The sequence below is a fragment of the Paenibacillus sp. sg306046 genome, from assembly GCF_059821225.1.
This window is the reverse complement of record NZ_JCAMRT010000011.1, coordinates 17,427-42,121: the sequence shown is the minus strand read 5'-3', so window position 1 is coordinate 42,121 and position 24,695 is coordinate 17,427. Positions and strand designations below refer to the sequence as shown.

18 protein-coding genes are annotated in these 24,695 nt (G+C 55.0%); 8 read left to right on the top strand and 10 right to left on the bottom strand.

The genetic code is table 11. The features are described from left to right. Positions 1 to 234 precede the first annotated feature (234 nt). Complete coding sequence (locus AC6ROY_RS12980; protein WP_500100921.1) at positions 235 to 1,272, top strand: ketoacyl-ACP synthase III; 1,038 nt, start codon at positions 235 to 237, stop codon at positions 1,270 to 1,272. Between the two features lie 116 nt (positions 1,273 to 1,388). After that, positions 1,389 to 2,489 carry a YheC/YheD family endospore coat-associated protein gene (locus AC6ROY_RS12975; protein WP_500100920.1) on the top strand — a complete coding sequence of 367 codons (1,101 nt, stop codon included), beginning with the start codon at positions 1,389 to 1,391 and terminating at the stop codon, positions 2,487 to 2,489. A gap of 150 nt (positions 2,490 to 2,639) precedes the next feature. Here the strand turns inward: AC6ROY_RS12975 and AC6ROY_RS12970 are convergent, their stop codons facing one another. The 3 genes from AC6ROY_RS12970 to AC6ROY_RS12960 all read right to left on the bottom strand — a co-directional run bounded on the left by AC6ROY_RS12970 (position 2,640) and on the right by AC6ROY_RS12960 (position 5,812). After that, positions 2,640 to 3,119, bottom strand: coding sequence for a DUF6530 family protein (locus AC6ROY_RS12970; protein WP_500100919.1), 480 nt, complete (start codon positions 3,117 to 3,119; stop codon positions 2,640 to 2,642). 94 nt (positions 3,120 to 3,213) lie between these two features. Then, a complete protein-coding gene (locus tag AC6ROY_RS12965; RefSeq protein WP_500100918.1) occupies positions 3,214 to 4,419 on the bottom strand; it encodes an MFS transporter in 1,206 nt (401 codons plus the stop codon). Between the two features lie 388 nt (positions 4,420 to 4,807). Continuing rightward, on the bottom strand, positions 4,808 to 5,812 hold the full coding sequence (locus AC6ROY_RS12960) for a glycosyltransferase family protein (protein WP_500100917.1): 1,005 nt from the start codon (positions 5,810 to 5,812) through the stop codon (positions 4,808 to 4,810). A 199-nt stretch (positions 5,813 to 6,011) separates the two neighbouring features. Between AC6ROY_RS12960 and AC6ROY_RS12955 the strand changes: the two genes are divergently transcribed. Beyond that, positions 6,012 to 7,616: a GT-D fold domain-containing glycosyltransferase gene (locus tag AC6ROY_RS12955; RefSeq protein WP_500100916.1), complete on the top strand. Its 1,605-nt coding sequence runs from the start codon at positions 6,012 to 6,014 to the stop codon at positions 7,614 to 7,616. 11 nt (positions 7,617 to 7,627) lie between these two features. Here the strand turns inward: AC6ROY_RS12955 and AC6ROY_RS12950 are convergent, their stop codons facing one another. Both AC6ROY_RS12950 and AC6ROY_RS12945 read right to left on the bottom strand, forming a co-directional pair. Then, a complete protein-coding gene (locus tag AC6ROY_RS12950; RefSeq protein ID WP_500100914.1) occupies positions 7,628 to 8,350 on the bottom strand; it encodes a glycosyltransferase family 2 protein in 723 nt (240 codons plus the stop codon). Positions 8,351 to 8,580: 230 nt separating this feature from the next. Beyond that, entirely contained in the window at positions 8,581 to 9,468 is an 888-nt protein-coding gene (locus tag AC6ROY_RS12945) for a GT-D fold domain-containing glycosyltransferase (RefSeq protein ID WP_500100913.1), read from the bottom strand. 211 nt (positions 9,469 to 9,679) lie between these two features. Between AC6ROY_RS12945 and AC6ROY_RS12940 the strand changes: the two genes are divergently transcribed. Then, positions 9,680 to 10,444, top strand: a complete 765-nt coding sequence (locus AC6ROY_RS12940; protein WP_500100912.1) for a sugar phosphate nucleotidyltransferase — start codon at positions 9,680 to 9,682, stop codon at positions 10,442 to 10,444. Next, positions 10,413 to 11,129, top strand: coding sequence for a glycosyltransferase (locus AC6ROY_RS12935; RefSeq protein WP_500100911.1), 717 nt, complete (start codon positions 10,413 to 10,415; stop codon positions 11,127 to 11,129). The genes AC6ROY_RS12940 and AC6ROY_RS12935 overlap by 32 nt, the downstream gene beginning before the upstream one ends. Before the next feature lie 208 nt (positions 11,130 to 11,337). On the opposite strand, the gene AC6ROY_RS12930 is transcribed toward AC6ROY_RS12935, so the two are convergent. Continuing rightward, positions 11,338 to 12,648, bottom strand: coding sequence for a nucleotide sugar dehydrogenase (locus AC6ROY_RS12930; RefSeq protein WP_500100910.1), 1,311 nt, complete (start codon positions 12,646 to 12,648; stop codon positions 11,338 to 11,340). A 187-nt stretch (positions 12,649 to 12,835) separates the two neighbouring features. Here AC6ROY_RS12930 and AC6ROY_RS12925 point away from each other — a divergent pair, with 187 nt between their 5' ends. Both AC6ROY_RS12925 and AC6ROY_RS12920 read left to right on the top strand, forming a co-directional pair. Next, the gene (locus tag AC6ROY_RS12925) at positions 12,836 to 13,555 is read left to right on the top strand and encodes a GT-D fold domain-containing glycosyltransferase (RefSeq protein WP_500100909.1); all 720 of its coding nucleotides are present in this window, start codon (positions 12,836 to 12,838) and stop codon (positions 13,553 to 13,555) included. A gap of 22 nt (positions 13,556 to 13,577) precedes the next feature. After that, positions 13,578 to 14,786, top strand: a complete 1,209-nt coding sequence (locus AC6ROY_RS12920) for a glycosyltransferase family 4 protein (RefSeq protein ID WP_500100908.1) — start codon at positions 13,578 to 13,580, stop codon at positions 14,784 to 14,786. 54 nt (positions 14,787 to 14,840) lie between these two features. On the opposite strand, the gene AC6ROY_RS12915 is transcribed toward AC6ROY_RS12920, so the two are convergent. From AC6ROY_RS12915 to AC6ROY_RS12900, 4 genes are all read right to left on the bottom strand, one after another. After that, positions 14,841 to 15,695: a sugar nucleotide-binding protein gene (locus AC6ROY_RS12915; RefSeq protein ID WP_500100907.1), complete on the bottom strand. Its 855-nt coding sequence runs from the start codon at positions 15,693 to 15,695 to the stop codon at positions 14,841 to 14,843. 252 nt (positions 15,696 to 15,947) lie between these two features. Next, positions 15,948 to 21,317 (bottom strand): WIAG-tail domain, encoded by a 5,370-nt coding sequence (locus AC6ROY_RS12910; protein WP_500100906.1) that lies wholly within the window; start codon positions 21,315 to 21,317, stop codon positions 15,948 to 15,950. A 343-nt stretch (positions 21,318 to 21,660) separates the two neighbouring features. Further along, complete coding sequence (locus AC6ROY_RS12905) at positions 21,661 to 22,821, bottom strand: glycosyltransferase family 4 protein (protein WP_500100905.1); 1,161 nt, start codon at positions 22,819 to 22,821, stop codon at positions 21,661 to 21,663. 305 nt (positions 22,822 to 23,126) lie between these two features. Next, complete coding sequence (locus tag AC6ROY_RS12900; protein ID WP_500100903.1) at positions 23,127 to 23,702, bottom strand: DNA-3-methyladenine glycosylase I; 576 nt, start codon at positions 23,700 to 23,702, stop codon at positions 23,127 to 23,129. Between the two features lie 194 nt (positions 23,703 to 23,896). On the opposite strand from AC6ROY_RS12900, the gene AC6ROY_RS12895 reads away from it, so the two are divergent. Further along, positions 23,897 to 24,652, top strand: a complete 756-nt coding sequence (locus tag AC6ROY_RS12895; RefSeq protein WP_500100902.1) for an EcsC family protein — start codon at positions 23,897 to 23,899, stop codon at positions 24,650 to 24,652. Positions 24,653 to 24,695: the final 43 nt, after the last annotated feature.

Genomic DNA, 24,695 nt, shown 5'->3' with positions numbered 1-24,695 from the left:
ATAATGCCAGCTCCTTCCGGTTCTCATCGCCTGTTAGTCTCATTATAAGGGCTTTTCCCAGTTGCGCCAATCGAAACTGTGGTTCGCTCAACGGCCTCGGAATGGCCTGGCAGCGCCGCCGCTCTTGACATCGTAACGGGTAACTCCTAAAATTAGTACTTAGTACTAAACCTAAGTCATATATTCTAGTCACAAAAAACTCGTTCATTTACATTTTCGCATGGAGGTGTGTGTATGTCTGCTGACAAGTCTGCTCCTTCTACGGCCGAGGCACGTTACGTATCCCGTCTCACAGCTATTGGCAGTTACGTACCGGAACGTATTCTAACCAATTCGGAGCTTGAACGCATGGTCGAAACCGATGACAACTGGATCGTACAGCGCACCGGAATTCGCGAGCGAAGGATCGCCGCACCGGATGAATTTACGAGCAGCTTGGCCATTCAAGCGGTCCGGAACATGCAGGAACGCTACGGCGTGCAGCTGGATGATGTGGATCTGCTGCTCGTCTGCACGAGCACGCCCGACTTCTCCTTCCCTTCCACCGCTTGCCTGGTGCAAGCGCATTTTGGCATTCCGCAGACGCTTGCGCTCGATCTAAGCGGCGCCTGCGCAGGGTTCGTCTACGGCATGCATCTGGCTAACGGCATGATCGCTTCCGGACTGCATCGCAAGGCACTTGTGATCGGCGCAGACACGCTGTCCCGGATCACGGACTATACCGACCGTACAACGTGCATTTTGTTTGGAGACGGAGCGGCTGCCGTGCTGCTGGAACGCTCAAGCCATCCGGATGCGGAGCCGTCGTTTCTGGCCTATACGGCAGGGGCCGACGGCACAGGCGGCCGTCAGCTATACCGCTCGTGTACCGCTGCAAGCTTGAACGGGGCTCCTCTGCGCGGTGACGGCAAGCTTGTCCAGAATGGACGCGAGGTGTATAAATTTGCGGTCTCAACGGTGCCGAACGGCGTTGCCGAGCTGCTGGACCTCACGGGACTGACTACCGGCGACATTGACTGGTTCATCCCCCACAGCGCCAACCTGCGCATTATCGAATCGGTATGCGAGAAGACGGGCCTTCCGCTGGAGCGAACGCTGCATACGATCGAACATTATGGCAATACGTCAGCTGCCACCATTGGACTTGCTATGGACGAGGCTGTCAGGGAAGGCCGCTTCCGGGAAGGTGAACGGCTGCTGCTGTTCGGCTTCGGAGGCGGCTACGTTCACGGCGGGCTGCTGCTGCGCTGGACCAGGCTTGTGAAGCGTTAAACGCGGAACAATCCCATACATGCCTACGACACCTGTCCATTCCGCAACCTCCTCCCTCTACATAAGATATGTCATATAGGTAACGTACACCTATGCCGGTCAGAGGAGGGAGCGCCATGCAAGCTCCTTACGTGGGGATTCTGGTAAACACGCACTTGTTTCGAAAAATCCCCCTAGGGAATCCGAAATACGAGGCTATTGACTATTACGTAGAAGCTGGCAATAAATACGGGTTTTCCCCCTGCTTCTTCCGGCTTGAAGACCTCAGGTCCGGGAAAAAAACCGTCAAGGCTTATGTCAAGCAAAACGAAGGCTATGCGCTGAAGGAAATCCCGATTCCGCGAGTGATCCATAACCGGGCTCTCTATCCGAGCGAGCACCATTACCGCCGCTTGTCCGCATGGGTGCGCGACGGCCGGCAGCTGTTCAATAGCCGCAACCGCTTCGGGAAGCTGTATATTCATCGGCTGCTGTGGGAAAATCCCGGCTTGCGTCCCCATCTGCCGGCGTCCCGGCGCGCATCGGCGGCAGGCATCGTACGGATGATGAAGAGATTTAACTCGCTGATTATCAAGCCGAATAATAGCGGCCTCGGCCGCGGCGTGATGCGCATGGATCGGACGAAAACCGGCTGGAAGCTTACGTACCCGGTCCCCCATCGCACACAGGGCCAACAATGGCGTACGGTCGAGTGGAAGGGAAGCCGGCTGCCTGCCGTGCTTCGGGAACGGGTCGAGCGGTCGATCCATATCGTGCAGCAGCGTTTGCCGCTCGCAACGTTCAAGGGAAGTCCCTTCGATATGCGTATCTCCGTGCAGCGACGAGCGGACGGACGGTGGCATGTGACTGGAATCGTAGCCAAGGTCGCGGCGAAGGAATCGTTCATCACAAATGTGGCCCAGGGCGGAAAAACGGTTCGTTTGTCCAGCATTTTGCAGGAGGAATACGGGAGTTGGGTAGCGGAGGACATCATCCGGCATATCTCTGACTTCTCGCTGCGAATCGCCTCTCACCTGTCAGACCGGCTGCCGCATATGGCCGATCTTGGATTGGACGTTGGCATCACAACCGATGGTCTGCCTTTGTTTATTGAATGCAATGGAAAGGATCAGCGTTACAGCTTTCGTGAAGCCGGCATGCTGGACGAATGGAAAGCTACCTACGACAATCCGATGGCTTACGCCAAATATCTGCTTAAATTACAATCGGGAACCTGAGGCTGCCCGTCTGTTCTGAAGCTTCCTAATGGATTGAAAACTCTACCCTTCGTGCTTTGTTTTAACAAGGCATCGAAGGGTATTTGTGTTCGTATGCGCCCTTTCGCTAAATACACATCCGCTCCCGGAAGGACACGGAGCCGCGCATAATTAATACCCCATATCCTTCAATAGCTTGGATAACGTGCGCAAGCGCTCGCCAATCATTTCATCATCGTCGCTTAGCGCCTGGCTGAACAGCTTGATATCTTCATTAATTCGCTCATTGTCTGTACATATGGCTACGGTCATCGCATCCCCTTGCAAGCCAATCCGGTCGATAACCGGTTTTTGCGGGTCATACAACCCCTCGTAACGATAGGCTTCGCGAAAATGCTCCAGAGACCGGCAAATTAAAATGGATAAATCAAGCACACGATGGAGGGGCAGCTCCTCCGATTGCCTGGACCATTTTTCACCCGTGTATCTCCATACCTTGGCCGAAATATCGACCTTGCCTCTATCGTTCCACTGGGCTAGTCCCAGGGAAAGACCTTTCGCGTCCGTGTTGCCGGCCGTTCGTCCGTCAATCTGCTCATAATTTTCCGACACAACGACAGGTTTATGTTTTAACGTTGTAGGTATTTTCATCCTCATTCCCTCATTTCGTTGTTCTCATTACTAATTTACTAAATGACGGTTTCATCTTAGCTTGAATGCTGCCGCCAGTCAAATCCGGTTGGATTCATGCTGCGCCACTCTCCGCTTGACTTCGTTTCTGAACCACAATAGGGAGCAGCAAAAGCGCGCCGATCATCACAAAAACACCACTCGCCAAATATACGCCCGGCAGGGAAAAGAAATCCTTGAGATAACCGGAGATGAACATGCCGATCACCATCATCCCCATAAAAATAGGCATGATCGTTCCAGATACTCGGCCAATAAATGCCCCTTCGGTATTCCGCACAAGCAGCGTCTGAATCCCGCCTTGAATACAAGGATAGAACAAGCCGCTGATGACTAATAGAAGAATCGTCAGCCAAATTTGGTTTGATGCGCCCAGTCCAACTGTACAGACGGCAGCGACAAGCAGGCCGGACAAAAGCAGCAGCTGCGGCTTCACTTTGTGGGCCACGGCTACGATCGCAGCTCCGCCTGCCAGCATGGCTGCCCCATTGGCCATCACCAGCCACTGCAGAAATTGCTTGTCCTGCCCCAAATTTTCGATGACAAGGAAAATCTGAAGCGGCTGGGTCAGCCCGGATGCCAAGCCGACTGCCGAGAAGGTTAAACTGAGTGTTCTCAAGGATTTGTTCGACCCGATATAACGCAGCCCATCCGTCAACTCCTGGATAAAGCCGCCGGCTTTCCCGGACTTTGCTTCCACCGGATCACGGGGAAGCGACGCTAATACAAGCGAGGACCCCAGGAACAAAACGGCTGTCAGCATCAAGGAGGCTTGAATTCCAAACTTCAGGAAAATAAACGTGCCGATTACCGGACCCAAAACCATAAAAACAGCGACCAGCGTTTGGCTCATCGCCATCGCGCTCTGAAGTTGTTCAGCCGGCACATGCCGCTTGTACAGCTTCATGGCCGAAGGCTGGGAAAATTGAGACAGGCTGGCTGAAACAAATGTTCCGATGAGCAGCGCAACCCATCCGCCATTCATGACGGCAAGCAGCACAGCCCCCACAGACAAACCAGACAACACATCGCTCCATACCATGGTGCGCTTTGGCCGCCATCGGTCGGCAAATGTCCCGCCAATAAGCCCGAATAGAAAGATCGGAGCAAATTCCGCCACCGAAATCAGAGATACATAAACCGGATTATTGTTCATCAAATCCGTAACATAAAGGAGTACGGCGTAGTTCCGGGTCCAAATGCCTAACTGCAACAGCACCCGGGAAAAAATAATAGTTCGAACATAACGATTGCTAAACATGTCTACTCCCTCTTATTCTTTAATGTTTAATCACGTGCAAAGCCGTTCGCTGATCAGCGGCTTTATTACCTCCATTCTCTTATCTACTAAATTACTAAATTACTAATTTACTGATTTGAATATTAGCCTGGATTTCATCTTCAGTCAAGTTGTTTTTTACTTCCCTCATAAACAAAGGGGCCGCCTCCAAGCCGAATTTGCTCGGGGCCGCCCCTTTCTTTACTTATGAAATGCCTGCTTGCATAGCGGCAAGGTAGCATCAGGATGCACCAGCATTTCTTGAGATGAGGCTTAAGTTCGCTTTTTTTTAATGAGGTGGTTTCGGCAATATTGGTTAAATTTAACAGACAAGCGACTGTACACATCGGCACGGACAACTGCCCTCCGCTTAATGGTTCTCAAGTACATGCATGATGGTCTTCACGTATTGGTTGAATATGATATCAAGTGCAAATCGACTATGACTGAAGCTGATGACCTCTTTTTGCTTGGAAGCATACAACTCTGTGTTTCTCGTATAGCAAAGAATAGACTCCACGATTTGGGGGGTGCCTCCTTTTATAAATTCGCTAGGGTAGATCAGCTTGGAGCCTTTCCATCCTGTAATCATCGGCAAGCTGCCCGAACACATTCCTTCAGCAACGGCAGAATGAAAGCTTTCCACGTCACTTAGCGAGAGAATAAACCCTATCTTCCGAAACCATGTATGCACGTTATCTCCCTGCGGTTCAAATATAATTGATTGTTTATTCGGCAAAGCATTAATTTGCTGAAAAACTTGATTAAAGTAGTTTCTTTCATGATCGTATTTCCAAATAAAGGGGATCTGTTGCGGTGGGCTTCCTTTAATGTAGAGTTTGAACCTGCTGTCAGTCTGATGAAGCTTATGAAAGATCGTTATAGCCCTGTCCAGCCTTTTTAACTGGCGATTATACCCTAACAATCCGATATGATATTCCGAACCAAGATCTTTGCTTAAGCTGAACTTATTCAAATTTACAGGATTGTATATGACCATGGATTTATGTTTAGGCAATCCTATCATATTTTCCAATTGCTCTTGAAAAATACGGCTCGAACAAATAACTTTATCAATATTTTTTACATTCGCTAGCTTTGGAAATTTTTTAGTTAGTTCAAATCTTCGAAATCTGACAATTAACTTTTGATGTGGCTTCTTATTTTTGGAATACCACACCGCATTGCCCAGGAACCAGTCAGCAATAATTACATCTGCCCAATTCAAAAGTTCTCGGCTCAGTCTCTCATTGTGTCGATCGTGACTTTGCCACATATCCAGCTTGATGTTAAATGTGGAGTGCTTTTCGAACACTTCAATGAGCTCCTTCATGAAATTGAAATTGTGTCCGGCAATCAATAATTTAATGGCCAAGTCAGGTTCCCCCTTGTCTACAAACATATACTATAATATGCAAAAATATTAAATATTCGTGGACAAATGCAAAGCAGTTTCATCCATCTTTTTTCGAAGCAGCTGTAGTCTTCTGTTGCAGAACAATAGCACAAGCATCGCGGATTCGAGCTTCATAACATGTAGAACTAAAAGCTAGAAAACCTTGGGAGTGAATGTTTTGGCTAATTTGAGATGGCATCAGGTGCTGAGACGCATTAAGCGGGCACTGGACCGCAAAGAGCCGTTGTCTCTCGTACGCGTCGGGGACGGTGAAAATTTATGTATGGCCCAAGGCTCGATCTGGACCCGCAAGCGGGTACTGAGCACCCCCTGGGCCAAGCGGGCCAATAAGGGGCAAAAAGGGGTGCGGCTCCCCAATCTGGCGCTTCGCAACCGGATGATTCAAGGCCTGCAGCGGGCCACGATCGTCGGTATTCTTCCTCCCAACGACAAGCGGATTGCGGCCCCGAAGTATATGAAGCGTCCATTGACGAATCGAGTCTTTAAACGTTATAAATTAAAGCCGAGACATACATGCGACGCGTGCATTAACCGATTTTTTGCCGGGCGCAAAGAGTTTTGGGATGTAATGAGAGGCCGGAGAGTGCTGATTATTACGAAACAAGCCGCCAGACTCAAAGCAGCGCTTGAACGGAGTCCTTACCGGATCGAAATTGCGGGCGCCATTTCCTTCTCCCATTACAGCCAAATCAGGACGACGTTGCGCACAGCCAAGCGGATGAAAGCCAACTTTGACGTGGCGCTCATTTCAGCCGGCGTCAATGCCGTCATCCTCGCTCCCTTGATTGCACGATCAACGGGCAGGGTGGCGATCGACTTCGGCAAAGGGCCGCGAAAAATTTTCAGCAAGCAAATGAAACAAATAAAAAAAAAAGAACCTAGATCGTTCCGGGTGATGAGCGGAGTAAAGCTGTGGATGGGGAAACGAAGCCGCTGGCGCTTGAAATCCTACACGCCGGAGCTGGTGTCTATCATTATTCAACGGCGGGATGAATGGGCCTTCCCGAATGCTTGCCTGGCAAGTATTCGGAAGTATTCCCCGAAACCCTATGAACTGATTATGGTAGACAACGGCCGAAATGAGCGCGCGTTGGCGGAGTTGAGAAGCATGGAAGGCGTCCGGGTCGTTGTGAACCGGCCGGGCAGAGGAGTGGCTCAGGGACTCAACCAAGGGATCAGGGCGGCCTCAGGCGAGTATATCGTGCTGCTTGCCGACGATGCGATCGTGTCGAAGGATTGGCTGTCACGGATGCTCTGGCGGCTTAAATCGAACCCCGAGATCGGGATCGTGGGCGCTGGGCGGCAAGCCGGGCTTAAAGCGTCAACGACGGACGCCTTATCTGCCCCAAGCCTGGCGCAGCCGGCGCCCTCGGCGGAAAAGCAGCCTGACACGGCGGGTAAAACCGGCTCCTTCACGGACCGTCTGGAGTTCTCCGGATTCATGCTGCATCGGACGCTAATTGATACGATCGGCGGATTTGACGAACGCAATCTTCCGGTGCAAGACGTGCATTTAGACTTTGGTATCCGCTCCCTGATCGCCGGCAAGAAGCTATGGGCGGCCGACAATGTAGGGATACAGCGCGATTCCGAATACGACGGCAGCGAGGTCAGCGGTCAAGATAACCATGAAGACAGCCAGATTGAGCACTCTAGAGCCAGGCTGCACACGAAGTGGAAAATATCCAAGTGGGAAAATTACGCAGGCGTAGCCAGAAGAGAACTTCCTTTTCAACCTGATAAGCATTATGTCCCCTTCTAGTCCGGCAGCCCTCACTTCCGGTTCACGATAGGCCGGTAATCCTGCGTACATGCTACCCGCTTGGCCCGGAGCAGCTTTAATTTGCTCGCATTCGTCTGCCACTTCCACGTATGCGAGCTCTGGTCTTTTCTGCGGATTGCCGCAAAGTTGTACGGAGACGAGGAAACAAGGGCGAACCCTTTCGCCAGACAATGCCGAAGGAATCTCATGTCTGTGCCGGATCGCAGGTTGATGAACTTCACACGATTCCAAACTTTTTTACGAAATAGCAGCGTTGCGCCGGCCACTCGTTTGCGGTGCGGCATATGTGCCAAATAAAGCTCGCTATTCTCTTCCAAATACATGTAAAAGGCATGCTTTCCGGTCACATCCCCTTTAGTTCGTTGAAGCGTCCAGACCCCCTCCTTCAAGTAGCCCGGAGCGTAATAGTCATCATCGTCGAATTTGGCGATCACATCGTATGTTGCTCTGGCCGCAGCATAGTTCAAGCAAGCTCCAAGCGACTTCGAGGCGGGAAGCTGGTATACGCGGATATCGCCCGATTGCTTGTCTTTATCCAGGAACGTATCGGCATCGACGGCATCATGATTCAAGACAATGATCAATTCTTTCTTGGGAAAGGACTGGCGTCTGTAATTGTCCAGCATCTGATTGCGAAATTCCGGCCGATTCGTCGCTGTAATGACCGTAACGCCTTCCTGTTTTCTTCTGGGCTTCCTGGCACGCAGAACCATCGCTTCCTCAACTCCCGTTAACTATGTGTAATCAAAGTATGTTGGGCAGGCTCGAATGTTGCCGTTTTGCCCGGCAAATTCAAGGTAAATCTAAGGGGCTATCCGGAGGCCGTGCCTACGACCGAGGATAGCCCTGGCTGCGCTGCAAGCACCTTATGACCTGCTGCCTTGCAGCTCCATCTTGAAACTCCGGCAGCGCTTCTTTCCAGGTCTGAGCGCTGTACATCGCTTTATGGCTCAGCCGTTCCGCCACGCTCGGCCTGCTCGATATGCTCGGTTTGTGCGCTCTGTGCGGCCTGTACGGCCTGTGCGATCTGTGCGATCTGCTCGGCAGGCGGCAGCTCCACCTCGCGGTCAGTAGTCTCCTTGGCCTTTGCAGCCAAAGGCAGCTCCTTCTGCTCCAATACGATTTTCGTGCCTTTTCCGAAATCAATCGCGACTTTACCGGTTAACCTCGCAATTTCCGGCGCAAGCACGACGGCGTTCACCCCGCAGGATAGAAGGGCGATGTCAAATTGGCTCTTCCTCGCCCTCACCAGCCTTAAAGTGCGGCCGAGCTGTCTGTAATGGGTGAATCTGATCGCATCCGCAATGTTAAGCCCGTAGGGTTCGCTTTGAAGCACTTTTTCCAGCCTCTTGGCATGCTCAGTAATCAGGAGTATTCTCCGGTTCCTTAGCGCCTCCCAGAACTCGAGTTTAGTCGCCAGCGTGCAGTTTATGAAGGCGTTGCACGTGTAGCGCGGCTTCAATTTGTAGTATCGGAATACTTTATTGGTGAGCACGCGTCTTACTTTTTTGGGAAACAGGTTGTCCTTATGCGGTAAAATCCCGACGATCGTAGCTCTCCGGATAGCGCGAACCATCTGATTGCGCAGCCTCAAATTAGGAAGGGTCACCCCTTTCTCCCGATGCTCGATCCGGGCATTACGCCTCCGGCGGCGCGGATGGTTCGCCCGTCTCGCCCATGCCGTCCTCAGCACCTTCCTGAGGCTCCATATTGTCCGTTGCGCCATGACCACATTTTCCCCATCGCCTATTCTTACCAGCGATAGCGGCTGCTGCCCGTCAAGCGCATGCTCGATTTTTTCAAGTACTTGCTCCCAAGTTAATTCGGCCAACTCGTTCCTCCACCTTTCGACCTGGCTCCTGCCAACTGACGTAAACGCACATTTCAGTATATGACCCCGCCCATCATCGGCAACGGCGCATACTCCATAGTCTCTTGCCCGAAAAATCGCCCCTTGTCGTATTCGTCCATACCTTACGCAGACCGGTCACATATACTAGGATGTCAAATGAACAAGATGTACAGGATGAGGAGGTTTTACTTTGAAAGGTGTCGTACTCGCAGGAGGCACCGGAACACGCCTTCGGCCGCTGACAAGTTATATGAATAAGCATTTGCTGCCAGTGGGGAACTACCCCATGATCTACTATGCTGTCGATAAAATGCGCAGCGCAGGAATCACGGATATTTTAATCGTGACGGGAACGCAGTCTGCGGGCCTGTTTTGCGAGTTGTTTGGAAGCGGCAAGTCGTGGGGAGTAAGCATCACCTACAAAATACAAGAGGAGGCCGGCGGAATCGCACAGGCGCTGGCAGCGGCCGAAGGCTTTATACATCCGACTGAAAAGTTCGTTGTCCTGCTCGGAGACAATTTGTTCGAGGAGCCGCTCGATCGTATGGTCGAAAGCTTCGGAAAGCAGGAGCAAGGAGCGAGGGTCGTGTTAAAGCAGGTCGACGATCCCCGCCGCTACGGGGTTCCGGTGCTTGACGGCAACCACATCCTCCACATCGAAGAAAAGCCGTCCGATCCAAAATCGTCGTATTCGGTTACCGGCATTTATATGTATGACGGGGGCGTGTTTGAAGCGATCAGACGCATTAAGCCGTCCGGTCGGGGAGAGCTGGAAATTACCGATGTCAACAACGTATACGCCTCTCACGGGACGCTTACGTTTGATATTCTGCACGGCTGGTGGCTGGATGCAGGCACGATGGAATCGCTTCACGAAGCAAACATCAGGCTGAGCCATAACCGTGCAAAAGGAGAGATACGTGTTGGTAACGAAGAGAATCATCATCGGAATTGAATTCAATTCGAGATCATCCGCGGAGCCAAAATGGAAAATCGGCTTGACGCCCCGCTGGATCCGTTACCGCATGTCGGTATTTATGACCTACACGCTGCGAAGCTTAAAGAGGCAAACCGAGCAGGATTTTGTGGCGCTGGTTCAATTTGCCGACAGCTCGGAGCCGCTGATCAAGCGAGAGCTTGCCAAATACGGACCGCTTCCGAACAACGTTCGATTCGTCAGCAGAAGCAGCTACGACAACCAGATCAAGAAATTGATCAAAGGCTACGACTACTTGTATCTCGCTCGCCTCGACGGTGACGATATGTATCACAAATCCATGGTCAGGCAGCTGAAGCAATGGCGCTTCATGCCCGGCACCCAAGCCTTGATCAATCAAAGGGGGTACATTTACGACGCTGTCCGCAACCGGGTCACCTACGCCTCCTTCAAATCCCCGCCCTTCTATACGTTAATCTACAAAACGGAAAACTATTTAAACGGAAGCAAGTATAACCTCACCCGTGGGCATAACTTCGTTATTAAATTGCTAAAGCATAAGGTGCTGACCAGGAAAGGCAACAAAAACTTTATGATCGTCATTCATAAGCGAAATCGGTTAAATCAACGGCTGCTTCGCAACCGGTCATTTCAAACAAATCCGAAAAAGGTCCAGAAAACGCTCCGCAATTTTCGCCTCTAACCCGCTGACGGCCGGAACCGCCTTTCGCTCTGCCTTGAACGAGGACCTACAGGCTGGACGCTTTGAACAAAGCGGCCGGCTTGCAGGTCCTTTAAGTTTGGCCAGACGATCGGGAGAAAGCGCGAAAGCCATTCATGGACAGGGCAGGCGCATCGGAACATGAAAAAGATGACTCCTGACAAGCATCAGAAGTCATCTCCCGCAAGCATTAGCTTATGTCTCCTCCGCCCATCCGAACGACAACCGCTTTGCCGCTCCGTCCGCTCGTCACATTCCGTGTGTCGTACACGAGCGGGGCGTGTTCCAAAATGAAATCTATCGGCATGTCGGAGTGATTCGTCGCAATGAGTACACAATCCGTCTGCTTCAGCAAATCTTCCGTTAGTGCTGCGGAGCGTTTCTTCTCCCCCAGCAAATCCAGCTCCGGCGAGTGGGGATCATGGTACTGTACGCTGGCCCCCGCTTCCACAAGCAGCTTCAAGATGTCCATCGACGGGGATTCGCGCAGATCAGCCACATCCGGCTTATAAGCAACGCCATACACCAGGATGCTCGTATCCTCCAGCGGCTTCGGAGACAGGACGGTCTGCAGCTGCCGGATCACATAATTCGGCATATCCAGGTTGATTCGGTTGGCGGTGCGGATAAATGTCGAATCGGCCCCGTATTGCCTGATTTTCCATTGCAAATACATGGGGTCGACTGGTATGCAGTGACCGCCGATGCCTGGCCCCGGATAAAACGCGGTAAATCCGAAGGGCTTTGTTTTCGCTGCGTTAATGACCTCCCATACATCAATGCCTATCGTATCGCAAACCATCGCAAGCTCATTAACGAATGAGATGTTAATTAGCCGGTACGTATTTTCCAGCAGCTTCGTAAACTCGGCGGCATCGGTTGATGAAACGGGATGCACCTTCTTGAACACGGCGCCATACAATTCATCCATTCTTCGCAGACATTCCGTTGAAACGCCACTAATGACTTTCGGGATCGCTTCTATAGGAAACGCCTTGTTTCCCGGATCAATACGCTCGGGGGAATAGCCGATGTGAAAGTCAACGCCTGCCTTCAATCCGGATTTCTCCAGAATAGGCTTGACGACCTCTGTCGTTGTCCCCGGGTAAGTAGAGCTCTCCAAGACGACTAACTGGCCCTTCACGAGCCGGTAATTGATTTCCCGCGCGGCTTGAATCAAGTAGCTGAGATCGGGAGAATGAAAATGATTCAGCGGTGTCGGCACACAGATGATGACGGAGCCGGCGCTTGTTATGTCGTCATAGCTGCTCTCAGCGCGGAAACGGCCAGATGAGAGGGCCGAGCTGATTTCGCTGTCGGTTATATCCTCGACATAGCTTTTGCCTTGTCTCAGAAGATTGAGTTTCCGCGGGTCCAAATCGACTCCAATCACAGAAAAACCTTTGTTCATAAACAGCAGCGCCAGGGGAAGCCCTACATACCCCAAACCGACTACGGCCACAACGGCCTTTGCTGTTTCTGTCAATTTTGAATGATTCATGAGGATTCATGTTCACCTCCCATAGTCATAGCTTATTCTATGTGCGTCCATGTCGAAGGGAATAGACGAATGGCTCAGGCGCGCCTGAATATGTGCATCTATCGCTATGACGATGGACATCCGCACAAGAGCATTCGCCCCCAGCCGAATACCATAGGGAAGGACGAAAGAAAGGCAGGGAGCGAACATGGCAAGGCATTTGAATTGGAGGCAGCTCATCCGCAGAATAAACCGGGCGCTGAAAGCCAAAAAACCATTCTCCTTGGTTCGCATCGGAGACGGCGAGAATCTGGTCATGGCGCAAAACTCGGTGTGGAAAGTCAGGCAGGTGCTTCGCAAGCGGTGGGCCATTAGAGCAAACCGGGGGCAAAAGGGCGTTACGCTCCCGAACTTGAAGCTGCGCAACCAGATGGTTCATGCCATCCGCCGGGCGACCGTTGTCGGCATCCTTGCCAAAAGAGACCGCACTATCAAAGCTCCAAAAAGCATGAAGAGGCCGCTTACGAACAAAGTGTTCAGATTTTACGGACTGAGACCGAAGGTTACCTGCAATGCCACCATCAACCGAACCTTGCCGATGAAGAGAGTTTTTTGGAACACGCTGCGCAAACGAAGAGTGCTCGTTATTTCCAGGCATGCGAGCAGGCTAAGGAAGCTGCTTCGCAGGAAGCCGTTCCGGCTCAAGGTGACCGGCGCCATTTATTTTTCGCATTACAAACAAATCAATCGAACGCTTAGAAAAGTAAAAGCCAGCAGAAAGTCGTTCGATGTCGCAATCATTTCTTGCGGGGTGAACGCTGTCGTTCTCGCTCCGCGGATTGCCCGAATGACCGGTAAAGTCGCGCTTGATTTCGGGAAGGGAACAGGAAAGGTCATGCGTAGACGGAGACGCAGAAAACGGAGATAGACCAAACGAAAGGGGAGTGCTTGTGAAAAAGCCGCGAATTTGCATCGTGTCCCCAGGCTCATTTGTCATCCCGTCGCCGAAAAGCAGCTCGGTCGAGACCGTCATCGAACAAGTAGCGGAGCATCTGAAGGACGATGTAAAGCTGTACATTTTCGGAAGAAAAACAGCCCGGCTGCCGGCGCGGGAGGTGCGGGATGGCATCACGTACATCAGACCGCGAAGAAGCAAATCGCAAAGCTATATCGAAGGCGTCCGCCAGCAGCTGCTAAGGACCAGGCCCACAGTCATCCAGGTGGAAAACCGGCCGAAGTTCGTCACCTATTTGAAAAAAAGAAAGCCCGGCTGCCCGGTTTATTTATCCCTGCACTCGGCCACCTTCATCTCTCCCAGATCTATTACCAGGACCGAGTTAATCCAATCGCTGCGGCTGGCCGACAAAATAGTGGTCAACAGCCGGTTTCTGTCGCAATACATCATTCGCCGCTACCCGTGGACGAAATCTAAAATTGTCGTGAACTATTTAGGCGTCGACACGAGCCAGTTTTGCTCGCGCTGGACGGAGGACAACGAGAAGCGCCGCAAGGCGGTACTGAAGCACTGGGGCCTTGAGGATAAAAAAATCATTCTGTATGTCGGCCGGCTGCTGCCGATCAAGGGGGTGCATCATCTTGTCGAGGCGATGCCCGCGGTAGCCGAGCAGGTGCCCGAAGCGCAGCTCGTTGTCGTCGGCGGAGCCTTCTACGGCTCGCCCCGCCTTACTTCGTATGTACGTCAGCTTCACCGCAGAGTCAAGAAAACGCAAGCCAACGTTACCTTCGTTCCTTACGTTCCGCACGATGAAATTGATCGGTGGTTTAACTTGGCCGATGTCGTAGCTGTCCCTTCGTTCGGCCGAGAAGCGTTTGGCCTTGTCAACGTGGAAGCGATGGCCATGGGCGTGCCCGTCGTGGCGACACGGGCCGGGGGCATTCCGGAAATCGTCAAGCATGGGGAGACCGGCTACCTGGTCGAGCCGCAGCAGGTTGTCGAGGAGCTGGCTCAGAGCATCGCTTGCTTGCTCCAGGACGACTCGCTGCGCCGCAGCATGAGCGACCAATGCCTGCTTCATGTCGATCAAAATTTCACCTGGAAGCATACCGCAGCCAGGCTGCTCTCCCTGTATCGGCTGGAGGCACGCGGCAGGCTCGTGAAGAAGCGGGCACAGGAGGCTAAGGTGGCGAGAAAGCCCTAACCTAACACTCCGCCTCGGCAATTGAAACGCAAAGGAGGGGTTCCCCCCTCCTTTTTAACGTGCCGCCAAGTCCTCATGCCCCATCATCCAGTCGCGCAGCTCTCCGAGCATCGCTTCATGACCCGGAGGCGAATAGCCAAGGTCCCTGCGCGTTGACCGCAGTGTCCGGTCCAGCGTAATCGAATCGTCCTTGCGAACGATAACCTCGCTTTTCCCGAACACCTGCTTGAGCAGCTCAAGCAGCTCGTATTTGCTGATGGTGACCGGGGCCGCCAAATGTACGACGCCGCTCACCGGCGCCGGCTGCCGGATTGCGTGATGGACAAACTTGGCCAGCTCCAAGGTAGTAATCCCGTTCCAGGAAACGTTGGCAAACCCCTTGACCGCGCCCTTTTGCTGCAAAAACCAGCCGAGCAGTCCGAAATCCGCCTGTCCTTCCTCGGGTCCCAGCAGCGAGGTCCGCACCGTAAGATGAGGAAGCCTCATCACCTCGCCCAAGGCCATCGTCCGGGCGTACGCCGTGTTGCCGTCTGGAAGATGCCGCTCCGGATACGAACCCCGGTCTCCTGAATAAACGCTGTCCGTACTGATGTGAATAAGCTGCGCGCCGGATTCATCCGCCAAATCGGCCAGCTGCTGGGGAAACAGTCCGTTAAGCCGGTAAGCCTTTACCTCTTGCTGCCGGGCCTGCTCGTTCCTGATGCTCAAGGTGTTGATCACGACATCAGGACGAACCGCACGCAGCAGCTTTTCAACCATAACGGCATCGCAGGCATCCAAATAAAAGCCGGAGGGCCTGTGTGCCTTCACATGACTGGTATAAAAAACCTCATAAGCCGTTTGCTCCTTCAAGTACGGCAAGATCATCCGACCGGCCAGAGAATGACCGTCAATGACTACAATTCTCATAAGCGTTCTGTCCGTCCTTCCCCGGTTGTCCCTCATCCTCGTGTCTCTTTTACTTCCTATAGTTAGGATATGCACAATACTTGTACGATTAATGGGGGATTAACCCGTGAGGAAGGTGGAAAATGGTTCGCTTCGCCTGCCAGAAAAAAGCCTCTTCACCGCCATTGCCTGTAAGAAGGCGCTGCGGATAAAGAGGCTGATTTGACGCTTACGATGAACCTATCAGGCTTACCCTGTGCCAGGTCAGAGGTCTTATTCGCCTGCATTCCCCATGGCGATCCAGTTGACGAACCCTTCAAGCTGGGCTGTCGTCGCGGATTTCGCACGCACCATTTCAATGATTGCACTCCCTGGCTCCTTCTGCTTGATAACGGCATAGCTGTCTGTATGGGAGGACGTTGCTACCAGCGCGTACTGATCGTCGGCGAACGCAGAATCGAAAGTTACGATGACCTCAACTGTTTTTTCCTTCGGAAGGAGAACAAACGCGCCGAGCCCGAACTGCTGCACAATGGCTCCTTTAGCCGGAACTGCGGACACCCGCCCTGCCTCGTGGACCGGTTCCTTCGCATCGGCGGCGGCATCGGACGAATAAGCATGCAAGGTGACGCCCAGTTTATCAAGATCTTCGACCGTTTCCTCCAGTTGAGTCGAAGCTCTGGCGGCTTTACCGCTTGAATCCGCGGCCTTGAAAGCCGTCGTTTTTCTTGCGGACACTCCGCTGAGCAGAACTTGCAGCGTTGGCTCCAGATGAAGCATGGAAATCGTGCCCGGCAGCAGGTGATAGCCGGAGACCGTCTCCTGCTTAATGTGAAGACCGTCGATCGACTCGTCGCAAATATGGGCCGAGAGGATGGAGCGCTTCGCCAGCTTCTCCGCCGTGACGGAGCCATCCGCCAGCTTCTCCGTCGCTACCGACTCCGCCCCCAGCTTCTCGCTCGTCACCGACTCCGCTCCCAGCTTCTCAGCTGTCACGGATTCCATTGCCAGCTTCTCCGTCGTCACCGCCTGCGGCGCCAGCTTTTCCGTCGTGACCGACTTCGTGCCCAGCTTTTCCTTCGTCACCACCCCTGCGGCCAGCTTCGAGCTCGTCACCGATTCCATCGCCAGCTTCTCGCTGGTCACCGACTTCTCGCCCAGCTTCTCGCTCGTCACAGACTCCGCTCCCAGCTTCTCAGCCGTCACGGATTCCATCGCCAGCTTCTCGCTCGTTACCGATTCCAGTGCCAGCTTCTCGCTTGTCACCGACTCCATCGCCAGCTTCTCGCTGGTCACCGACTCCGACGACAGCTTCTCCGTCGTCACCGACTCGTCGGCGAGCTTCTCGCTCGTCACAGACTTCGCGCCCAGCTTCTCGACCGTCACTGACTCCACCGCAAGCTTCTCGCTCGTCACCGACTCCGCAGCAAGCTTCTCGTTCGTCACCGACTCCACCGCAAGCTTCTCGCTCGTCACCGACTCCACCGCAAGCTTCTCGCTCGTCACCGACCTCGCGCCCAGCTTCTCGCTCGTCACCGACTGCGCTGCAAGCTTCTCGCTCGTCACTGACTCCGACGACAGCTTCTCGCTCGTCACCGATTCCACCGCAAGCTTCTCGCCCGTCACCGCTTTCGCGCCCAGCTTTTCGCTCGTTACCGACTCCGTCGCCAGCTTCTCGCTCGTCACCGACTTCGCGCCCAGCTTCTCGCTCGTCACCGCTTTCGCGCCCAGCTTCTCGCTCGTCACCGACTTCGCGCTCAGCTTCTCCGTCGTCACCGATTCCGCCGCAAGCTTCTCCGTCGTGACAGCTCCTGACGACAGCTTCTCCACCGTGACCGATTCCGCTGCCAGCTTATCGCTGGTCACCGACTCCGCACCGAGCTTACCCGATGTTACGGACTCTGCTCCCAGCTTGGCGTTCGTCACCGATTCCGTCGCCAGCTTCTCGCTCGTCACTGAGCCTATAGCGAGCTTCTCCGTCGTCACCGACTGATTGCCCAGCTTCTCGTTCGTCACCGACTGAGCGCCAAGCTTGCCGCTCGTCACCGACTCCGTGCCCAGCTTCTCGCTCGTCACCGACTCCATCGCCAGCTTCTCCGTCGTCACCGACTCCGTTCCCAGCTTCTCGCTGGTCACTGACTCGGATGCCAGCTGCTCGCTCGTCACCGACTCCGCCGCCAACTGCTCGCTCGTCACCGATTCCGCCGCAAGCTTCTCCGTCGTCACTGACTCCGCTGCGAGCTGCTCCGTCGTCACCGACTCCGCCGCAAGCTTCTCGCTCGTCACCGACTCCGCCGCAAGCTTCTCGCTCGTCACCGACCCGGCTCCCAGCTTCTCGCTCGTCACCGACTCCGCTCCCAGCTTCTCGCTCGTCACCGACCCCGCCGCGAGCTTCTCGCTCGTCACCGACTCCGCCGCAAGCTTCTCGCTCGTCACCGACTCCGCCGCAAGCTTCTCGCTCGTCACCGACTCCGCCGCAAGCTTCTCACTCGTCACCGACTCCGCCGCAAGCTTCTCACTCGTTACCGACTCCGCCGCAAGCTTCTCCGTCGTCACCGACTCCGCCGCAAGCTTCTCCGTCGTGACAGCTCCCGACGACAGCTTCTCATTGGTCACCGACTCCGCCGCAAGCTTATCGTTCGTCACCGACTCGGGCATCAGCTTTTCACTCGTCACCGACTCCGCCGCAAGCTTCTCCGTCGTCACCGACTCCGCTCCCAGCTTCTCATTCGTCACGGACTCGGCAGCCAGCTTATCGGTCGTTACCGACTCTTCGCCCAGCTTGCCGCTCGTCACCGATTCTCCCGCGAGCTTCTCGCTCGTCACCGCCCCCGCTCCCAGCTTCTCCGCTGTCACCGACTCGGCCGCAAGCTTCTCACTTGTCACCGACTCGGCCCCCAGCTTCTCGCTGATCACCGACTCCGCTCCCAGCTTCTCGCTCGTCACCGACCCCGCTCCAAGCTTCTCCGCTGTCACCGACTCCGCTCCCAGCTTCTCCGCTGTCACCGACTCCGCCGCAAGCTTCTCCGTCGTCACCGACTCCGCTCCCAGCTTCTCGCTGATCACCGACTCCGCTCCCAGCTTCTCACTCGTCACCGACTCCGCCGCAAGCTTCTCCGTCGTCACCGACTCCGCTCCCAGCTTCTCGCTGACCACAGACTCCGCTCCCAGCTTCGCGCTCGTCACCGATTCCGCCGCAAGCTTCTCCACGGTGACAGATTCGGCTCCAAGCTTCTCCTGCGTGACCGACTCGGCAGCCAGCTTCTCCGCTGTCACCGCTCCGGCTCCCAGCTTATCAGTCGTCACCGCATGGAAAGCCAGCTTTTCGCTTGTCACCGTTTCAGCGGCCAGCTTCTCGCCCGTGACCGCTTCCGATGCCAGCTTCTCAACCGTCACGCTGCCCTCCGCAAGCTGTTCCGTACCAACAGCCGCCACAGCCAGCCTGCTGCTGTCTATAGAACCTGTCGCCAGATGAGTCGTACGAATCGCACACTCGGCAATCTTCTCACTGGTCACCGCTTCGACGGCCAGCTTATCACTCGTCACGACACCGATGCCCAGCTTGTCGCTCGTCACGGAATCCGTAGCGAGCTTCTCACTTGTGACCGACTCCGGCGCGAGCTTCTCCCTCGTCACCGATTCCGCAGCCAGCTTCTCGCCCGTGACCGCCTCGTCGTCCAGCTTCCCTGTTGTCACAGCGGATGGAGCCAGCTTCTCGCCGGTCACTGTTTCGGCAGCCAGCTTATCCCCGGTTACGGATTCGGGCGCCAGCGTTTCCGTCGTCACAGCGTTCTCCATGAGATGCCCGGTACCTACGGCAAAAGAAGCGATCCGTCTGCTATCGACCGAGCCCGGAGCCAGATGCAGGTTTTGAACGGCGCCTTCGGCCAGCTGGCCGGACATGACGGAGCCTTCAGCCAGCTTTTCCGTCGAAATCGCGCCGTCTTGAACCTTTTCCCGCGTAACGGCCCCGGCTTCCAGCTGCGTCGTCTTCACGCTCTCCTTGCCCAGGTGAATGTGCTGAATGACGCCAAGTCCCAGATGCTCGGATTGAACAGCCTCCCTGGCCAGCTTCTCCGACGTGATGCTCGCATTGCCGATTTTCTCCGTCGTAACCGCCAAATTCGTCAGCTTATCCGTCGAGATGGATTCGCTTGAAATTTTGGAGGTCGTTACACTGTGATTGCCCAGATGTCCCGTCAAGACCGAGCCTTCATGCAGATGCTGCGCATGCACGGAGCCGGGGGCCAGCTTCTCGCTTGTCACGGCGCGATCAGCCAGCTTCTCGGTCGCAACGGCGCGCGATTGGAGATGATCCACGCCGATAGACTTCGGCGCCAGCTTGCCAGCTTGCACCGATTGATCGGCCAAATTCGTCGTACCTACGACCCCTGCGGACAGATGCTCGCTTTTCACCGCGCCTTTCCCCAGCTTGCGCGAATTGACCGATTGCTCGGCAAGCTTCTCCGCCGTCACAGCCCCGTCGATAAGCTGGGGAGTCCCGATGCTGATCGCCGCCAGCTTTTCCCCCGTGACGCTGCGCGCCGCCAAATGGTGCGTCTCGATCGCGCCGGCCTGAACGTGCTTGCTCTCAATCAACGCATCCTGTAAATGCTTCCCTTGCACCGTACCTTTAGCCAGCTTCGAGCCCGTAACGACGCCGTCCCTCAGATGTGCGGTTTGCACCATCTCTTCCGTCAAGTGACCGGCCTCGATCTGCTTCGGGGAAATATGGATGCCGCGGATCAGACCTGGCGTCAGATGCTCGGGAACGATCGACTTAGGCTTCAAATGCTCCGCAGAAACGCTCCATGGAGCCATCTTGTCTTCGGTAACCGACCCGGTCGCCAGCTTATCGGCTCCGATCTCGCCGTTGACCAGCTTCGCGGCCGTTACGGATAAGTCGCTCAGCTTTTCCGCCGTCACGGATCCGTCAGCCAGCTTAGCCGTATTGACCGAGCTGTTCGCCAGGTTGACCGTGTGCACCGCGCCGCTTTTGATTTTATCCGATGTAATGGACTGATTCTGGATTTGCTCGCCGGTTATCGCTTCCTCCGCCAAGTGCTTCGATTGAATGGATCTTTCGGCGATTTTAATCGAATCAATCGTCTTGTCGGCCAGCTTATCGGACGTAATGCTGTTGTTTTGAAGCTTGGCGCCGCTAATGGCGCGGTCCTGAATTTTGTCTGTCGTCACCGCGCCATGCGCGAGGTGGGTATCCGTCACAGCGCCCGGAACCAGCTTCTGCTGATTTACGCTGCGGTCGGCCAGCTTCGAGCCGTCTACGGCGTAATCGGCGATGCTTTCTCTTCCGACGGCGCCGCGTTTGATTTTCGTACGGTCGATGGCATAACGGGCGATTTTCTCGCCTGTGACCGACTCATCGGCCAAGTCATCCGTATACATGGTCGTACGCGGAATAGCGACCGCCTTGACTCCCGCCGTTTTCGGCGTTTTCAGCTGCCCGGAACGGTGAGACGAAGCGGCCGGAGCAGGCGCTGCATCCTGCAAAGCAGGGGCAGGGGCTGGAGAAAGCGTCTCTGGATCAGCTGCTTCATAAGCTAATTCGTCGTTCATGATATCGGAATCAGAAATTTCGCTGAGATTTTTCGTGTCCAGTTCCGGGTTTTTTTCTTCATTCAACCAGTTTAACTCGTTAATGAACGAACTTCCTCGCCGTTTTTTCGGCGAAAACAGTTTGCCCTGACTACGGCGGCTCTCCTTTTTCATTCCAGATCCTCCTTAATGCCTTCTTATCTTGTAAGGCAATTCATACTATGTTCACTTGAGTAGTCATTTGTAACATATGCATTTACCTATGTCTTGGTCATTCGCCCTCCAAAAAATAGGCACCGCCCTTCGCCCAAGCCAAAAAACCCGCGAAACGTAATCGCGGGCGCACTTGCGGCAAAAATACCGTGCCTCGTGTCATTTCTGGCAGCCAGGCCATGCCCCCTAATGACCCCTATGCCTGGAAATTTACATGCTAAGTCCGCTCGTCGTCCAGCAGCTCCAGCCAGCGCCGGGCCGTGCTGTCCCATGTAAAATAGTTGGCGACCCGCTGCACGCCCCTTTCCCCGAACGTCCGCAGAAGCTTGTCATCACGCAGCAGCGTCGAGATTCGGTCGGCCAGACCGCCTACCGGATCAGCCGGATCGACCATATATCCGGTAACACCGTCAAGCACGATCTCGGGCATCCCGCCCGTCCGGGTGGCGACCACAGGCACGCCGACCGACATTGCCTCCACATTGACTAGCCCGAAGGCTTCATGCCGAACGGAAGGAACCGCGAGCACATCGCCGAGCCGGAACCATTTGTCTACCTCCTGGTGCGACACGTACGGCACAAACCGGACATGCGCGGGCAAGCCGCGCGCCATGCTGCGCAAGCGCCGCACATAAGGCGTCATCCGGTTGGAGCCATAAGAAGCGCTCCCGATAATGAGCAGCATCGCCTTCGGCGCCTTGCGGATGATGGCCGGCATCGCGGCAAGCAGATGATGGACCCCTTTGATCGGAATCAGCCGACCGACATACAAAATAAGCTTGCGCCCCTCCAAGCCCCGCGCGGACAAAAAAGCTTGCCGTTTGCTCATTCCTTCCGGCGTCCAGCGTGAACTAAACCGCACCGGATCAACGCCCAGATGGTTAACCGCAATTTTGTCCGCTGCACGCGGCGCACGCCGGATAAGCTCCCGTCGCAAATAATGGCTGTTCACAATAATCCGGTCCGCCGCGGCCAGACAACGTCTCAGCTCCCGCCGACCGATATGGGGTCTGGACATAAAGATGACCGAATGCAGCGCCAGCCAAATTCGCGCCCGGGGATGCCGGCGCTTGAGCACGCGAACGAATCTCGGCCGGTTTTCAACCTGAATCACATACGGGCGCAGTCGACCGAGCTGGCGGCTGATCGAACGAATATAGACGCCGGGCGACGGGGCGGGGACCCTCACATAATCAACGCCGTTCAATCTCTCCCTTGAGCGCTGGCGAAGCCCTTGACGACCCAGCACAGCGATCGAAATATGCTCCTGCAGCCGGCCTGCCACCTCCGCAGCAACCGTCTCCACCGAACTGCTTGTGCCTGACGGGATGAGAAATGTACCTGGCGTAACGATCGCGGCATCCAGTCGGCGTTTCATCCGCTTTCCTCCTTTCAAATAGCCCGCAATCCGCACGGAATCTGCCCGATCTATCCATAGACTATTCAGCGAAGCCGTCGCACGGATGGGCAGACATCCATTTTCCGGAAAACAGTTGCTTTTATCGTGAAAGAAGAACAGAAAGGCAGCGGTTCGCGGATCTCCCCCTTGAGCGCCCGCGGCTCCCGCTCTGGCTCTCTCTCCCTCCCGGGACAAACGCAAAGACGCCTCCGTCCACGAATGACGTGGGCGGAAGCGCCGGAATACTTGATATGGATAACTTGGATTACCCGACAAAGCCAGCCTCAGTGCGCCAGCTCCGCATAACGGAAGCAGTCCGTCGTATGGTCCATGACCATGCCGGTCGCCTGCATAAAAGCATAACAAATCGTCGAGCCGACGAACGTGAAGCCGCGTTTCTTCAAGTCCTTGCTCAGCGACTCGGATTCCCGCGTGCTGGCAGGCACCTCGCTCAGCGAGGTCCAATGGTTCACCTTCGGCGAGCCGCCGACGAACCGCCATACATACCGGTCGAAGCTGCCAAACTCGGCTTGCGTCTGCAAAAACGCACGGGCGTTCCGCACCGTTCCGGCCAGCTTGAGCCGGTTGCGGATCAACCCGGCGTCCTCCAGCAGCGCGGCCAGCTTGTCCTCCCCGTATCTGGCCACTACTGCCGGCTCGAAGCCATCGAACGCCTCGCGGTAGCGGTCTCTTTTTTTCAACACCGTATACCAGCTGAGACCGGCCTGCGCGCCTTCCAAAATGAGCATTTCAAACAGCTTGCGGTCTTCATGAATCGGCACGCCCCACTCCTGATCGTGATACGCTGCATACAACGGGTCGTGATTGACCCAGCCGCAGCGGCATGTTGGCTCTGTCATGTTTTTCCGTCCCTTCTCGCCCGTTCGCCAGAACCCTGTGGCTCAAACGTTTGTCTACGATCAAGCATAGCACACCTGCAGCGGTGCTGTCGCCCAAGCTCCGGCTATTCGGCTTGCCCGGCCCGTGCATACTTTAGCCTCCGGCTGCGTATCAACTACCATGAGCCATTTACAAAGCCAAGGGGATGAGAATCGTGCGAATAAACAAGGAATCGTATACGTTGTATGAACAGCAAACCTCCCGTGCGCTGATCCGCTGGGAGAAGGAGCTGCTCAAGCCGCCCGGCTTGCTGGAGAAAACCTCGCGTTCCGTTCAGTCGCGCATCAACCAGGTCATTCCGGAGAAGGTACATGCCGCGATTACAGCAGCCGTCAAAGGGATCGTGCAAACCGCGTTATTTACGATGGACTACACGCCGAAAACCGCTCCGCTCACGGACCTCTCCCTCGCGCTGCGCGATGCGCGCGCCGAAGAGCTGCTCAGCTTCTACAAAAAGCTGGCCGCCGCCGAAGGAGCGGGAGCCGGGGCAGGCGGCTTGCTGCTGGGCCTGGCGGACTTTCCGATTTTGATCGGGATCAAAATGAAATTTCTGTTCGAGCTGGCCCATGTGTACGGGCATTCGACACAGGATTACCGGGAACGGCTGTACATTCTATACATGTTCCAGCTCGCCTACTCCGGCCACGAGAAAAAGCCCGCGCTGCTTGCGACCCTCCACAGCTGGCCCGACTATGCGCAGACGCTGCCTCCGGGCGAAACCGTCGGGGAGCAGGTGAACTGGCGGCAGCTGCAGCAGGAATACCGCGACACGATTGATTTCCGCAAGCTGCTGCAGCTGGTTCCCGGCATCGGAGCCGTCGTCGGCGCCTGGGCCAATTACGGCCTGCTGGAGGAGCTGGGGCAGACGGGCATGAACGTGTACCGGCTCCGCTGGCTGCAGGAGCTTTGAATCCCGGTCCGCAGCCGCGACAGCTCAAGCCGGACCATCGTCT

Bases quoted from the DNA above. Each gene is read 5' to 3' on its own strand.
- AC6ROY_RS12980 (WP_500100921.1), top strand. From the start codon at position 235: ATGTCTGCTGACAAGTCTGCTCCTTCTACGGCCGAGGCACGTTACGTA.
- AC6ROY_RS12975 (WP_500100920.1), top strand. From the start codon at position 1,389: ATGCAAGCTCCTTACGTGGGGATTCTGGTAAACACGCACTTGTTTCGA.
- AC6ROY_RS12970 (WP_500100919.1), bottom strand. From the start codon at position 3,119: ATGAAAATACCTACAACGTTAAAACATAAACCTGTCGTTGTGTCGGAA.
- AC6ROY_RS12965 (WP_500100918.1), bottom strand. From the start codon at position 4,419: ATGTTTAGCAATCGTTATGTTCGAACTATTATTTTTTCCCGGGTGCTG.
- AC6ROY_RS12950 (WP_500100914.1), bottom strand. From the start codon at position 8,350: ATGGTTCTGCGTGCCAGGAAGCCCAGAAGAAAACAGGAAGGCGTTACG.
- AC6ROY_RS12930 (WP_500100910.1), bottom strand. From the start codon at position 12,648: ATGAATCATTCAAAATTGACAGAAACAGCAAAGGCCGTTGTGGCCGTA.
- AC6ROY_RS12925 (WP_500100909.1), top strand. From the start codon at position 12,836: ATGGCAAGGCATTTGAATTGGAGGCAGCTCATCCGCAGAATAAACCGG.
- AC6ROY_RS12915 (WP_500100907.1), bottom strand. From the start codon at position 15,695: ATGAGAATTGTAGTCATTGACGGTCATTCTCTGGCCGGTCGGATGATC.
- AC6ROY_RS12905 (WP_500100905.1), bottom strand. From the start codon at position 22,821: ATGAAACGCCGACTGGATGCCGCGATCGTTACGCCAGGTACATTTCTC.
- AC6ROY_RS12900 (WP_500100903.1), bottom strand. From the start codon at position 23,702: ATGACAGAGCCAACATGCCGCTGCGGCTGGGTCAATCACGACCCGTTG.